Here is a 13981-nt window from a genome sequence, read left to right as displayed (position 1 = left end):
GGCTCAATTCCATTGGCATAACAGACTGTGCCTCCGAATTAACTTCCCGATACGCTTGACTAGGTCCTCCAGGCTGGCACAATGATGGCGTGGTCAAGACAGGCGACGGAGGTTCCGCGGACGTGAGCACAACGCAAGAGAGCACGACGAAGCTTCGCATCGGGGCGCTGCATACCTTCTGGGATCGAACGCTCCACGGCGATTCGTCCAGCGAGGCAGTGTCCTGGGACGTGCAGAAGACGCTGCTGGCCGGCCTCGGGCTGAATCATCTTGAAGCTCTGCGCTACCTCAGGATGCAACGCCCCACGTTTGAAGCATTCGAGGCGTGGATCGTCGCGCAGCGCGACGACGCTTTCGCCGAGAGCGAGCGGGATCGTCTGCGGCGTGCCCTCGACGGCCATGCGGTGGGTTCGCCGATCGGCGCACTCGACGCGGTCGAAGGTCTGAGCGAGGCCGAGCTTGCCCAATGGGACGAGCACGGCTATGTCATCGTGCGAAACGCGGTGAGCACCGAGGCTGCCGAGACTGCGGAGATGGCGATCTACGAACATCTCGGGATGAGCCGCGATGATCCGGAGAGCTGGTACTCCGAGACCCTGGGTCACACGATCTGGGTGCCCCTGCTGCGCCATCCGGCGCTCGTCGCCAACCGCTTTGCTCCGCGCGTGGTGAAGGCGTTCGCGCAGTTGTGGGGGCGCGAGGACCTCTGGGCAACCGTGGACCAGGCCGGGTTGAATCCGCCGGAGCGGCCGGGCTGGCTCTTTCCCGGCCCCAAGCTGCATTGGGATTGCACCCTGGCGCAGCCGCATCATCTCGAGATTCAGGGCATCCTTTACCTGGCGGAGACCGAAGCGGCACAGGGCGCGTTCTGCTGTGTTCCCGGCTTCCACAAGGGCCTGATCCCCTGGCTGGATTCGCTGCCGAAGGGGGCTGATCCACGAGCCGAAGCGCTGCGCACGCTGACCGCAAAGCCTATCGCGGCCGGCCGTGGCGACCTTGTCCTGTGGCACCAGTCCTTGCCCCACGGCAGCAGCCCAAACCGCGCCAGCCGCCCACGCGTGGTGCAGTATATCTCCATGCGCCCAACCCGCTGGGAGCATAACTCGGAGTGGATATAGAACCGGTGCGGCGGTTCCGTACAAGCCTCGCGGATCATCCTCCACAAGCCAGTGCGGAGTCGTCCACGCAGAAAGCTCCAAAGCCGGAAGCTGTCAGCGAGTGCATTGGCCTGTCAGCAGTAGTCGAGATTTAGCAGGGGCGGGACTAGTCAACACAAGCCGACTTATCGTTACCTATTAGCCGCCTGAAGGAAGGAATTCTGCGGAAGTGATCGTGTGGCGGCTGGCGTGCCATGCTGCACCGTCAGACACCGCCGTGCTCTATGATCCAGGGTCTATTCTCAAAATGTGTAGGAGTTCGATAGATGGACAGTCCTGTCGTTTGGTTTCCCCAGATATGTGAAGCTACCTGCGAGATGCCTCGCCGCGCCGTTCTGGACGTGCTTGATTCTCTGAGTGACAAGGTGTTTTCGACGGAGTATGCAGCGCGCTCTATGCCTTTTCTATTGCGGCTCGGGCCGTCAAAGTTCTCTGAAGCAGAGATCTTAGGCCTGCTGCAAGGGGCCTACGGCGATCAGACCGTGAACGTCCGTTTCGGCGATATGGCAGATCCAGGTAGCTACCTGAATCGCTGCGAAGAAGAGATGTCCCTGAGAAATTTCATTGGGGAACACTTCATGCAGGGAAACGATGCCGGGACGGCCTATGCCGCCGGCACCGTGATACCCGTCGAGATAGCGCGCGATCTCGGGGTCCCTTTTCCGATGTTTTACCCCGAGCACTTTTTCAATGAGCCACGTATGTGGATGGGTAAGAAGGGAACGGTAACTGCCCTGCACAAGGACCTCACGGACAACTTCTCGTTCGCATCCTTCGGTGCCAAAGAATGGCTCCTCTATCCCCCAGCCGATTTTCCTTATCTCTACATGATTCATCCGAGACCGAATGCACTTCCAGACTTCGGGGTCAGCATGGTTAACGCAAAGTCTCCCGATGCGACGCGCTTCCCAGAGTTCTCAAAGGCTACACCGATCTCCATCACGCAGCGTGCGGGTGATCTGCTCTATGTGCCTGCGGGTTGGAGTCATTTCGTGGAGAACCACGAAGACTCTCTCATGATCAATTTCTGGCTAAAGCGAGGAAGATCCCCTGCGGTGTTAGGCAGGGACCGATGACAAGGGTTCACTCCAGCATCCTTTACTCGTTTCTTCGCGTGTGCCAGGGTTAAATCTTGTTTCTTAAGAAAACCACTTTCTTCGTCTGGGGGTCGCTGGCAATAAGCCGATTTATGAGGACTAATCACGTACTTTCCGATATCGCCATTTCTATTGAATCTGTTTCCACTTCTGGTATTGTTTCGCCATGATGATCTCGGTCCTTGCGCTGGCATTGATGCAACAACCCTGCCCGCTAACGATAGGTGTCGGGAACGACGGGGTTATCTTCTTTGACCGCTTTCACGGCTGGTACAAGACCGGCCCGAAGATGCTGCAAAGCGTTCTTCATGCAGGCTGCTACAACGACAACGATCCTCATCCAATCACGTCCGTAAAGTTGGCAGTCGCGGCCAAAGCACCGAAGGAAAGAGTAGAACTTGTGAACTCGATTTTGAGGCAAGAGGGCTGGACACCAGACAAGATCGTCAACGAATCCTGGAAGCGGTATCCCCGTAAACCGCAATAGGAAATGGGCTCATCTCTCGAAAGTTGAGTTTTCGGCGACTTCAGGTGATAGCTCCCGATAAACGCCGTTCACGCCACTTGGCCTTACGCGCATTCGGAGCAACTGGTTGATGTGAGGCAATTCCAAATGCCTGGAATCAAGCGAAGGTAAACTAGAACCAGCCCCATGCCCGCCCCCGAATCCAAACCGTATATCGTCTTTCGCCTGCGCAAGCACGCCGACTACCAGCGCGTGTACAAGGCCAGCCGCAAGCAGTTCTCGAAGCAGATGGCCTTCTTCTTCGCCTTCCGCTCCCCCGAGACCGCCATCCGCGCCATGGACGCGTCCGTTCCCAGAGTCGGCCTGACGGTTGGCAAGGTCATGGGCAAGGCCGTCGATCGCAACCGCATCAAGCGGCGCATGCGCGAGGCGGTCCGCCACAACCTCCCCTCCCTCACCCTCCCGGTCGACGTCATCCTGCACCCCCGCCGCTCCGTCATCGACCTCGATTTCGCCGCCCTGGAGCGCGAGGTGGCCCACGTCTTCCGCCAGGTCCAGAATCAAGCCCAGAAGCTGACCGCCCAGCAAACACCCCCCACGGAATGAGCGACGAAGCCCCCAATCCGCTCCTCCGCTTCGCCTTCCGCACCTATAAGTCCCTGTTTTCCCCGCTGATCCACGCCATCAGCCCCACCCAGTGCAAGTTCCTCCCCACCTGCTCGGAGTACGCCTACATCGCGCTCTCCCGCCACGGCTTCCTCCGCGGATCGCTCCTCGCTGCCCGCCGCATCGCCCGCTGCCACCCCTTCGCCGCCGGCGGCCTCGACCCCGTTCCCCCAAGCAAAACGAAACCCCAGCATTTATCATCGAAGTAGCGTTTCGCAAGCAACCCAAAACAGCTCTAAAAAGGCATCACCAGATAGGAAGTTCCACAGTGGCAGAGTTCAAGAACCCTAACCAGCCAGGCGCTCCGCAGGGAAACAATCAGTCCCTCATCGTCATGATGCTCGTCCTGGTCTCCGTCTTCTTTTTCGCCCAGTACTGGAAGACCAAGCACAACCCGCCTCTCGCGAACCCCAACGCGACCCAGAGCCAGGCTGCTTCCGCCCCTGCCTCCGCGCCGGCCGACTCCGCGCCGCAGGCTGTGTCTCTATCCGGCGCACCTGCCGCAGCCGCCGTCCCCGCCGTCGTAGCGACCGCCGAGACCACCACCATCGTCGAGAACGAGCTCTACCGCATCACCTTCTCGAACAAGGGCGCGCAGGTCACAAGCTGGATCCTCAAGGCCTATAAGGACAACAACGGCAAGCCCCTCGACATCGTCCACAGCGATGCCGCCAGGCAGTTCGGCTACCCGCTCTCGCTCTACACCTACGATGCCGGCCTGACCAAGAACCTCAACGGAGCCATGTTCGTCGCCTCCGCCACCGGACAGGTCGCCAGCCCCACCTCCGTCACCTTCACCTACGCCAACGGCGAGTACAAGGCCACCAAGACCTTCTCCTTCGACGAGACCTACCTCCTGCACGCCGACGTCGAGGTCACCCGCAATGGCACGCCCCTCCGCACCCTCGTCGCCTGGCCGGGCGGCTTCGGCGACATGTCCAAGCCCCAGGACTACGCCACCACCCAGATCGACACCAGCACCAACGGCAAGGAAGAGCACATCGCCTTCAAGAAGGTCTCCGGCGGCGACACCCTCAACGGACCCTTCGACTGGGCCGGCGTCTCCGACCCCTACTTCGGCGCCATCTTCCTGCCCGACAACGCCCAGTCCGCCACCATCGCCACCCTGCATAACCAGATCAAGGTCGACAAGGCCGTCCTCAAGTCCGACCAGGGCAAGGGCACCGTCGACGTCCCGCTCCTCGGCGTAGCCGCCGGCGACCTCTCCGGACGCACCCAGACCAAGATCTACGTCGGCCCCAAGGCCGCCAACATCCTCAAGAACATCCACGCCGCCAACCCCGCCGTCACCCTCGAGCCGCTGCTCGACTTCGGCTTCTTCGGCATCATCGGCAAGCTCCTCTTCTACTCCCTCCAGTTCGTGCACGCGCACATCGTCGCCAACTGGGGATGGTCGATCGTCATCGTCACCTTCGCCATCAACGCCATCATCCTGCCCCTGCGCATCAAGACCATGCAGTCCGGCCTCAAGATGCAGCGCATCCAGCCCCAAATGGACGCCATCAAGGCCAAGTACAAGAACCTCAAGGTCACCGACCCCAAGCGCAACGAGATGAACGCCGAGATCATGGAGCTCCAGAAGCGCGAGGGAGTCAACATGTTCGGTGGCTGTATCCCCACCCTCATCCAGCTCCCTCTCCTCTTCGCCTTCCTCGGCATGCTTCCCAAAGTCGTCGAGCTCCGCCAGGCGCACTGGTTCTGGCTCAACGATCTCTCCGCCGCCGACCCCTACCATATCCTTCCCATCCTCATGATCGTCAGCCAGTTCCTGGTGCAGTTCTACACGCCGTCTCCCGGTGTCGATCCGCAGCAGCAGAAGATGATGGCCTTCATGATGCCCGCCTTCTCCGGCTACATCACCTGGACCTACGCCTCCGGTCTCGCGCTCTACTGGGCCGTCGGCAACCTCATCGGTATCGCCCAGCAGGCCGTCATGAATCGCACCGCTCTCGGCCGCGAAACCCGCGAACTCGCCGCCAAGCGAGCCCGCCGCAAGGCCGGGCAGCCTGCCGTCATCCAGGGCAAAACCAACCGTCGCTGATCGTTTTCCCGCTCCACCTCAGGCCCCGCATCGGAAAAATGCGGGGCCTGAAGTATTTTGCGAGAACAGTCCACCACATCAATTTCCCAAAATGGGAATCGTTGCCAGAGATTTGCATCATCCTTTAGAAACTCGAAGGAGGGCGGGGTCGTCTTTGCGTTCTTATAGGCAAACCTGTGAAGTGACCGCGCCAACACGCCACTTCATCCTCCACGTTCCCGCACCATCAAAGAAGAATCCATGAGCAGGTATTGCGACATGAAAGAATTTACCCAGGACTGTCTCGGCCACTTGCTGCACCGTATTTTTGATGCAGCTCAACTGGATCTCACCTGCGAGATCGAAACCCACCCCGGCGCCGTTCCGGACCTCGTCGCCGCCATCTCTGGCCCCGACACGCCCGTCCTCACCGCCCGCAACGCCGAGGTCCTCCGCGCCATCGAGCACCTCGCCTTTGAGATTCGCCGCCTGGAGCCCAACCAGCACGACCTTCTCTCCATCGACGCCGGCAACTACCGCCAGCAGCGCAACGAGGCCCTCCGCGCCCAGGCTCGCCGCGCCGTCGCCCGCGTCCTTGAGACCGGCCGCCCCTTCCTGTTCGAGCCCATGTCCTCGCACGAGCGCCGTTTCCTTCACCTCGCCCTTACCCCCAGCGGACTTCGCACCTCGTCCACCGGGGAGGGCCCACATCGTGCCGTCGTCCTCTACCCCGAACGTGCCGGGAAAGAGACGACTCACTAGACCGTCAGCAGCACCTTCCCAATGCCGCCCTTCTCTGCCGCGGCCTGGCCCTCGCCTGCCTCGGCCAGCGGAAGCATGCGGTCGATCGGAATCACCAGACGCCCCGAGGCCACCTCCTCGGCGAGCTCCGCCAGCATCCCTGCGTCCGGCTTGGCCATCACCGGCACAACCTTCACCGTGGGGTGCATCGCCGCATTCGCCGGAGGCCCAAGCACCGAGGCGAACACGCCTCCCTGCTTCACCTTGCCCAGGAGAGCCTCGGCCGTCTTGCCCCCGACCGTATCCGCGACAGCATCCAGAAAACCTACCTTCGCCATCGCCTCGTCATCGTCGAGTGCGATCACCTGGTCTGCTCCAATCTCCTGAGCCTCGTCCATCTGCTTCTTCCGCACGCCGGCGATCACTTTTGCCCCGGCAATCTTGGCAGTCCGGACGGCAGCCCGGCCAACGCCACCCACCGCGCCCGAAACCAGCACCGTCTGGCCTTGTTCAATCGCCGTCCCCAGCCGGATCAACTGGCCGCCGGTTAAAAGCACCAAAGGCAGCGCTGCCGCTGTCGTCAACTCCATCGTGTCCGGAACCCGTACCGTATCGCTGGCCTTCACCACCACCAGTTCGGCGTATGTCTTCCACGCGAGCCCCATCACCCGCTCGCCGCCCTCGAAGCCCGTCACGCCCTCGCCCACCGTCCGCACAACACCCGAGAAGTCCCTCCCCAGGATCGCCGGAAACTCGACCGGAAACCTCGTCCGCGCCTCACCCGACCGCATCTTGTAGTCGATTGGATTGATGCTCGCCGCCGCTACCCTCACCAGCAACTCGCCCGTGCCTGCCACTGGATCGTCGAAATCCTCATACTGCAGCTTCGACGGACCGCCATACTCGTGCAAAACCGCTGCCTTCATCGCATCACCTCACCCACCGTGAGATGCGTCCAGTGCGTCCAGCGGCGTATGCAGCCTTTCTACGGCTCATGCCGGCCAACGGAAGGCCCGCATGACATCGCACCACCCAGACCGGTATATCGGTCACGAAGGTTCTGCCGCAGGCGCCGTGACCGCCGCCCGGCGCAGGGTGCCCGTCCGGCAGGACTAGATCGCGTACGCCATCGCGCCGCCCAGCAGAGCCGCGCCCGAGTGCGAAGGATTTCCGCTCCAGCTCGGAACCGTGAACCGCGCTACCGGATGCGCATGGTGACCGCTCGTCATATCCTCGTGCTGCTCGCGGATCGCCTGCATCACGTCTTTGCGGGCTTCCTCGCGCTCAGAGCGCGAAGAACGCTCCCAGTAAACCAGGAAACCCTGCCCACACACTGCACACCGTACATCGGAACCAGAATTCGAACGCTCGCAAAGTACCTGCATGGTCATATCCTCCAGAAAGTTTTTCGAAGTCAGCCCGTTGCTGTTTCCCTTCGATGAACTGACTTTACCCATACCCATCCGTTCGCCCCATCCCACACTCGCACAACCGGTATGACACTTTCGTCCGGCGCGAGTACAACCCCTTATCGACGCAGCCAAACCGAACCTCTATGCTGGTAGGTGATGAGCGAACTCCAAAGTACTGCCAACATCTCCGTACAGCTTCCCGATGGCTCCCTCCGCGAAGTCCCCGCAGGCACCACCCCCCTCGACATCGCCAACGCGATCTCCCCGCGCCTCGCCGCCGCCGTCGTCGTAGCCCGCATCCGCCCGCTCGCCAAGGTCACCGCCGGCGAAGCCTCCGACTCGTCGGAAGAGTCCATGTACGCCGGTCCGACAACCGACGCTGATGGCACCCGCTTGGTGGACCTCACGACCCCGCTCACCGAGTCCGTCGAACTCTGGCTCCTCAAGGAGCAGGACGAAGCCTCGTTGAAGGTCGTCCGTCACTCCGCCGCGCACGTCATGGCCACCGCCATCCTCGAGCTCTTCCCCGAGACCAAGCTCGGCCACGGCCCCGCCACCGACCAGGGCTTCTTCTACGACGTCTACCGCGCCAGCCCCTTCACCGACGCCGACCTCGCCGCCATCGAAGCCCGCATGGCCGAAGTCGTCGCCCGCAACGAACCCTTCGTCCGCGCCGAAGAGCCACGCGAGAAGGGCCTCGAAGACTACGAGAAGCAGGGCGAGTTCATGAAGGTCCACTTCATCGAGCGCTTCACCAAGCCCGGCGAAGAGATCTCGCTCTACAAGAACGGCAACTTCACCGACTTCTGCCGCGGCCCGCACGTGCCCTCCACCGGCCGCGTCAAGGCCTTCAAGGTCATGTCCGTCGCCGGAGCCTACTGGCTCGGCGACGAGAAGAACCAGCAGCTCCAGCGCATCTACGGAACCGCCTTCTTCAACGACAAGGACCTGCAAGCCCACTTCAAGCGCCTCGAAGAGATCAAGGCCCGCGATCACCGCATCATCGGCAAACAGATGGACCTCTATTCCATCCAGGAGGTCGCCGGTTCCGGCCTCATCTTCTGGCATCCCAAGGGGGGCATCATCCGCAAGGCGATGGAAGACTGGATGCGCGAAGAATGTATCAAGCGCGGTTACAATCTTGTCTACACCCCGCACATCATGCGCCGCGAGATGTGGAAGATCTCCGGACATGAAGAGAACTACGGCGAAAACATGTACCCGGCCATGGAGCTCGACGACGCGGAGTACCGCCTCAAGCCCATGAACTGCCCGGGCCACATCCTCATCTACAAGAACTCCCCCAAGAGCTATCGCGACCTGCCCGTACGCTACGCGGAATTAGGTAACGTCTATCGTTACGAACGTTCCGGCACCATGCACGGCCTGCTCCGCGTCCGCGGCTTCACGCAGGACGACGCCCACATCTTCTGCACGCCCTCGCAGATCGAAGACGAGATCGCCGCCTGCATCGACTTCGCCGAGTCCGTCCTCCACACCTTTGGCTTCCAGGAGTTCAAGGTAGAGCTCTCCACCTGGGACCCCAAGGACAAGGCTTTCATCGGCTCTGCCGAAAAGTGGGATGGAGCCGTGGGCTCGCTCACCAAGGTCCTCGACGCCAAGGGCATCCCGTATAAAACCATACCCGGCGAAGCCGCCTTCTACGGCCCCAAGATCGACATCAAGCTCGTCGATGTCCTCGGCCGCATGTGGCAGCTCTCCACGGTCCAGTTCGACTGGAACCTCCCCCAGCGCTTCGACCTCACCTACAAGGGCGAGGACGGCGAACTCCACCAGCCCGTCATGGTCCACCGCGCCCTCTTCGGTTCGGTCGAGCGTTTCTTCGGCGTCCTCATCGAGCACTACGCCGGAGCCTTCCCCCTCTGGCTCGCTCCTGTCCAGATCGGCCTGGTTCCCATCAGCGAAAAGCACCTCGACTACGCCAACGAGGTGAAGAAGCAGTTGGAAGAGGCCGGCCTCCGCGTAGAGCTCGACGAACGCAACGAAAAGATGAACGCCAAGATCCGCGAGTTCACTCTGCAGAAGGTTCCGTTCGTCCTGATCCTCGGCGACAAGGAATCGAACACGCAATCGGTCTCCGTCCGCACTCGTGGCAAAGGCGACGAAGGCAGCGTCTCCCTGGCGGACTTCATCACCCGCGCCAAAACCCTGAACGAAACCAACGCCGCAACCCTCTAAATGAGCCTGCAAACCGGGTGCCCCACATCTCGATTCTGAGATGTGGGCTTCCACCGCCGCGATGGATCCACCGTCGCATGTGGGCTGGGCGGAAGAGCCAAAATCTTTCCCAAACAAAAAGCCACGCCCCCACCGCACATTCGCATCTCACCCAACATGAAACGTCTGATCATCACGACCATCAGCCTCCTCGCTCTCTGCGGATGCAATCAAAACACGAAGACTCCCGACCAGATCCGCCAGGACGCTCAGAACGCGACCAGCCAGGCCTCCAAGGTAGCCGCGGTCGCCACCGAAGACGCCAAGGCCGCCGTCCAGGGCGTGCAGGACGGCCTCAACCTCGGCCACCCCGTCAACATCAACAGCGCCTCGCGCGACGACCTCGCCGCCCTGCCCGGCATGGATGCCCGCATGGCCGGCCGTATCGTCGACGGTCGCCCCTACACCTCGACCTCCGACCTCGTAGGCCGCCACATCGTCACCGGCACCGAGTACGACAAGATCTCCAGCCGCATCACCGCCAACTGAAGCGTCACGAACGCAAGAGCCACATCTCGTCTCCGAGATGTGGCTTTTTCGCGCCACTACCGCAAAACGCTCACAGACCGCCCACGAGCAACATCATCTCGGAGCCGGGGTGTTTTCCTCTCTCATCCAGGAGCAAAATTGGAGTGGATCCCGCATCCTGATGCGGCATGCCATAATCCGATCACTATGCCTCTCACCATCGCCGCCATCCAATCCGGCACCGACCCCAAGGGCCCTCTTCCCCCGGGAGCCTTCCACCGCACCCTCGAAGAGCAGCTTACCTGCCCCAAGTGCCACGTCACCTACAATCTCATCGCCGACTACGACGAGAGCATGGGCCGCTTCTTCGAAGAGGAGTCCCACAAGTTCATCCTGCTGCTCAAGAAGACGATCCAGCGCGGCCACGACCACAACCACCAGCTCACGCATCTAGAGACCAACGGCGTAGTCGTCCGCGCCGTAGGCGAAGTCATTGAGCTCCCCAGGCCCAAACCCGAAGAGCCCCCCCTCGACGGCTGGACCTACCACCCCCGCCACGCCAAATGATGCATACCCTCCGCGCTACCACCCAAATCGCCGCCCCCATCGAGCGTGTCTTCCATCTCTCCACGGACATCGACACCGTTCGCCAGACCCTCGCCATGACCCCTGTCTCAGGCCGAACCGCCGGGCACGTCGTCCTTGGCGACCGGGTCGTCTGGCGCGGCTGGAAGTTCTTCCTCCCCCAGGTCCACCACACCCTCATCACCGCCTACACCGACCCCACGTTCTTCCAGGACACCCAGGAAAAGGGCCGCTTCGCCTTCTTCCAGCACGATCACCACTTCACCCCAACCGCCACCGGCACTCAGCTCGACGACGAGGTCCGCTTCACCCTGCCCTTCGGCCCTCTCGGAGTGGCCGTAGCGCACGTCATCCTCATCCCGCACATCCGAGGCCTGCTCAAAAAGCGCTTCGCTCTGCTCAAGCAGTTGGCCGAAAACTAACTACCGCCGCGCCCACCGGAACTTCCGCCACGCACATCGTTCGCACGTCCACGGATAAAGCCCAATCGTGGAAAGCATCTGCTCCCAGAGATTCCTCTTCCGGGATCGGACAAACTGCGGACTGGAGCAAGTACAGGATCGAAAAGTCATAAAGACGCGATTTTAAGGGGCAGCCCTAAGCCACACAAATGAAAATTTGCCCACGGAATGAGTTTTTCCGCAGGGTGTAAAAAATCCTTCAGCGCATAGGGGAGTGTGCCGATGCTACCACGAGAATTCCCCACGCCTCTTCCTTTTTATCCATCGCGCTCCGCTGCCGCCTCAGCCAAACCAGCGCCGTCCAGCATCCCGCCAGCGGCCCACTCGCCAACACCGCAATCAGCCCCATCACTGCGATCGCCATCCACGCCTCCCGCGGCGAACTCCATCGCGCCTCCTCCATCATCGGTCGATCCTCGCGAGTTGCGGCACTGTTCTCTTCCCTCACCCATTACCATTGGTCATCGTAGAATGGCCCCATGCTTACCTACGCCGAAGCCGTCGATCAGCTCTATTCCCTCGGCCTCGAATTAGCCCCCACCGCCCCCCGCCGCAAGTTTGAGCTCGACCACATGCGCCTCCTCGCCGCATCCCTTGGCGACCCGCAATCCACCTACCCCAGCATCCTCATCGCCGGCACCAACGGCAAAGGCTCCACCGCCGCCACGCTCTCTTCCATCCTGGCCGCCACCGGAGCCCGTACCGCCCTCTACACCTCCCCGCACCTCTACCACGTCAACGAGCGCATCCAGGTCAACGGCACCCCCATCCCCGACGCAGACTTCGCCCGCCTCTACACCCGCGTCGCCGAAGCCGCCAAAGACCTCGTAGCCGACCAGAAGCTCCCTCACCTCCCCAGCTTCTTCGAAGTCCTCACCGCCATCGCCTTCACCTTCTTCGCCGAGCAAAAGGTAGACATCGCCGTCCTCGAAGTAGGCCTCGGCGGCCGGCTCGACGCCACCAACATCGTCGACCCCCTCATCTCCGTCCTCACCGACATCGCCCTCGACCACCAGGACTACCTCGGCGACACCATCACCCTCATCACCCGCGAGAAGGCCGGCATCCTCCGCCCCCACGGAACCCTCGTCACCCTCCCCCAGCATCCCGAGGCCAACCAGGCCATCGGCGAAGCTGCCGCCGGACTCGACCTCCACGCCATCAACGCCGCCGACTACATCCCCACCCCAGAAGCCATCCATCACGAGAAGGCCTCCGCCACACCCCTCCCCCGCAACCACTACACCGTCGCCTTCAACGGCCTGCCCCTCGTGGTCGACTCCCCCCTCCCCGGCCAGCACCAGCAGCGCAACATCGCCCTCGCCCTGGCGGTCGTCAACACCCTCGCAATAAGTAACAAATTTAGTTACAAAATAGAAATCCCCCTCATCGAAGCCGGAATCCGCAACACCCACTGGCCCGGTCGTCTCGAATTCATCCCCCCAAACCTCCTCCTCGACGTAGCCCACAACCCCGCCGGCGCCTGGACCCTCCGTGCCGCCATCACCCGGCTCCCCGACGATCAGCCCCGCACCCTCATCTTCAGCTGCCTCCGCGACAAGGATCTCGACGAGATGACCCGCATCCTCTTCCCGCTCTTCGACAAGACCTCCGGCGACCCTGCCCGCGCGCACGATCACATCGTCCTAGCCCCCATCCCCAACAACCCCCGCGCCGCCGCCGTAGAAGACCTCCTCGCCGCCGCCCACCGCCTCGACATCCCCGCGCACGCTGCGCCTCATCTCGAGGCCGCCCTCGCCCAGGCCCGCGCCATCACCCCGGAAGGCGGCATCATCCTCGCCACCGGATCCGTCTATCTCGTCGGCGAACTCCGCCATCTGGCGGTCATGGCATGAGCCTCACCGCGAAAAAGTGGCTGACCTACCTCATCGCTATCCCGCTCATGGCCGCCTCCACCGCCTTCTTCGGCTGCATCTCGCTCGTCTGCGGCCTCTGGGATAAGTCCGGTCGCCAGCAGCACGCCGTCGCCAACGCATGGGCCCGTTCCCTCCTCCTGATCACCCTCTCGCCCGTCACCCTCATCGACGAGCACCACCTCCGCACCCACCGCGTCGCCGTCTACGCCTCCAACCACCTCTCCTACATGGACACTCCCGTCCTCTTCGCCCGCCTCCCCTTCCAGTTCCGGATCCTCGCCAAGCAGTCCCTCTGGAAGATTCCCTTCGTGGGCTGGTACCTCAACCGCTCCGGCCAGGTTCCCATCGACCAGAAGTCCGGCCGCTCCGCCATCGCCGGCCTCCTCCGCGGCGTCAAGACCCTCCAGGCCGGTCTGCCTCTCGTCATCTTCCCGGAAGGAGGCCGCTCCGAATCCGGCCAGCTCCAGTCCATGGTCTCCGGCGCAGCCTTCATGGCCATCAAGGCCCAGGTGCCCATGGTTCCCGTGGCCCTCATCGGAACCTACGAGCTCCTGCCCATCCACACCTACCACCTCAGCCCGCGTCCGCTGAAGGTCGTCATCGGCGATCCCATCCTCACCGAAGGCCTCACCACCAAGGACGCCGAAGCCCTCACCCAGCAAGTCCGCGACGCCATCACCAGGATGTACTTCACCCACTCCCGACCCACCCCATAGTTTCAACACATCCGCAGAGCCCGATGCCTGTCATCCTCAGCGAAGCCCGGCGAACT

At 62.2% G+C, this 13981-nt stretch carries 16 protein-coding genes; 13 read left to right on the top strand and 3 right to left on the bottom strand.

The window, feature by feature from the left end; all coding sequences use genetic code 11:
• The first annotated feature begins 122 nt into the window (after positions 1 to 122).
• From BM400_RS03400 to BM400_RS03370, 7 genes are all read left to right on the top strand, one after another.
• Positions 123 to 1118: a phytanoyl-CoA dioxygenase family protein gene (locus BM400_RS03400; RefSeq protein ID WP_141223794.1), complete on the top strand. Its 996-nt coding sequence runs from the start codon at positions 123 to 125 to the stop codon at positions 1116 to 1118.
• Positions 1119 to 1474: 356 nt separating this feature from the next.
• Complete coding sequence (locus tag BM400_RS03395; protein WP_245781656.1) at positions 1475 to 2233, top strand: cupin-like domain-containing protein; 759 nt, start codon at positions 1475 to 1477, stop codon at positions 2231 to 2233.
• A gap of 187 nt (positions 2234 to 2420) precedes the next feature.
• Complete coding sequence (locus BM400_RS03390; protein ID WP_089836634.1) at positions 2421 to 2741, top strand: hypothetical protein; 321 nt, start codon at positions 2421 to 2423, stop codon at positions 2739 to 2741.
• A gap of 165 nt (positions 2742 to 2906) precedes the next feature.
• The gene (gene rnpA, locus BM400_RS03385; protein ID WP_089836632.1) at positions 2907 to 3326 is read left to right on the top strand and encodes a ribonuclease P protein component; all 420 of its coding nucleotides are present in this window, start codon (positions 2907 to 2909) and stop codon (positions 3324 to 3326) included.
• Positions 3323 to 3595 carry a membrane protein insertion efficiency factor YidD gene (gene yidD, locus BM400_RS03380; protein WP_089836630.1) on the top strand — a complete coding sequence of 91 codons (273 nt, stop codon included), beginning with the start codon at positions 3323 to 3325 and terminating at the stop codon, positions 3593 to 3595. Before rnpA ends, yidD begins: the two co-directional genes overlap by 4 nt.
• Positions 3596 to 3654: 59 nt before the next feature.
• Positions 3655 to 5448, top strand: coding sequence for a membrane protein insertase YidC (gene yidC, locus BM400_RS03375; RefSeq protein ID WP_089836628.1), 1794 nt, complete (start codon positions 3655 to 3657; stop codon positions 5446 to 5448).
• A 258-nt stretch (positions 5449 to 5706) separates the two neighbouring features.
• Positions 5707 to 6189, top strand: coding sequence for a Jag family protein (locus tag BM400_RS03370; RefSeq protein ID WP_175528847.1), 483 nt, complete (start codon positions 5707 to 5709; stop codon positions 6187 to 6189).
• Here BM400_RS03370 and BM400_RS03365 read toward each other — a convergent pair.
• On the bottom strand, positions 6186 to 7094 hold the full coding sequence (locus tag BM400_RS03365) for an NADP-dependent oxidoreductase (RefSeq protein WP_089836624.1): 909 nt from the start codon (positions 7092 to 7094) through the stop codon (positions 6186 to 6188). The two genes, BM400_RS03370 and BM400_RS03365, sit on opposite strands and share 4 nt — an antisense overlap.
• A 186-nt stretch (positions 7095 to 7280) precedes the next feature.
• Positions 7281 to 7430 (bottom strand): hypothetical protein, encoded by a 150-nt coding sequence (locus tag BM400_RS21895; protein WP_175528846.1) that lies wholly within the window; start codon positions 7428 to 7430, stop codon positions 7281 to 7283.
• Positions 7431 to 7736: 306 nt separating this feature from the next.
• Between BM400_RS21895 and thrS the strand changes: the two genes are divergently transcribed.
• The 4 genes from thrS to BM400_RS03340 all read left to right on the top strand — a co-directional run bounded on the left by thrS (position 7737) and on the right by BM400_RS03340 (position 11293).
• Positions 7737 to 9779, top strand: a complete 2043-nt coding sequence (thrS, locus tag BM400_RS03355) for a threonine--tRNA ligase (RefSeq protein WP_089836620.1) — start codon at positions 7737 to 7739, stop codon at positions 9777 to 9779.
• A gap of 156 nt (positions 9780 to 9935) precedes the next feature.
• Positions 9936 to 10307, top strand: coding sequence for a helix-hairpin-helix domain-containing protein (locus BM400_RS03350; protein ID WP_141223793.1), 372 nt, complete (start codon positions 9936 to 9938; stop codon positions 10305 to 10307).
• Positions 10308 to 10493: 186 nt separating this feature from the next.
• On the top strand, positions 10494 to 10853 hold the full coding sequence (locus BM400_RS03345; protein WP_175528845.1) for a hypothetical protein: 360 nt from the start codon (positions 10494 to 10496) through the stop codon (positions 10851 to 10853).
• Complete coding sequence (locus BM400_RS03340; RefSeq protein ID WP_089836616.1) at positions 10850 to 11293, top strand: SRPBCC family protein; 444 nt, start codon at positions 10850 to 10852, stop codon at positions 11291 to 11293. Before BM400_RS03345 ends, BM400_RS03340 begins: the two co-directional genes overlap by 4 nt.
• 238 nt (positions 11294 to 11531) lie before the next feature.
• Here the strand turns inward: BM400_RS03340 and BM400_RS21890 are convergent, their stop codons facing one another.
• Positions 11532 to 11696 (bottom strand): hypothetical protein, encoded by a 165-nt coding sequence (locus BM400_RS21890; RefSeq protein ID WP_175528844.1) that lies wholly within the window; start codon positions 11694 to 11696, stop codon positions 11532 to 11534.
• A 115-nt stretch (positions 11697 to 11811) separates the two neighbouring features.
• On the opposite strand from BM400_RS21890, the gene BM400_RS03330 reads away from it, so the two are divergent.
• Both BM400_RS03330 and BM400_RS03325 read left to right on the top strand, forming a co-directional pair.
• On the top strand, positions 11812 to 13188 hold the full coding sequence (locus BM400_RS03330; RefSeq protein ID WP_089836612.1) for a bifunctional folylpolyglutamate synthase/dihydrofolate synthase: 1377 nt from the start codon (positions 11812 to 11814) through the stop codon (positions 13186 to 13188).
• Complete coding sequence (locus tag BM400_RS03325) at positions 13185 to 13925, top strand: lysophospholipid acyltransferase family protein (protein WP_089836610.1); 741 nt, start codon at positions 13185 to 13187, stop codon at positions 13923 to 13925. The genes BM400_RS03330 and BM400_RS03325 overlap by 4 nt, the downstream gene beginning before the upstream one ends.
• The last annotated feature ends 56 nt before the right edge of the window (positions 13926 to 13981 follow it).

Origin of the sequence: Granulicella pectinivorans, assembly GCF_900114625.1 — a bacterium.
In the GTDB taxonomy this organism is placed as follows: Bacteria; Acidobacteriota; Terriglobia; order Terriglobales; family Acidobacteriaceae; genus Edaphobacter; species Edaphobacter pectinivorans.
The sequence above is the reverse complement of the archived record's forward strand: the minus strand, read 5'-3'. Positions and strand labels throughout refer to the sequence as shown.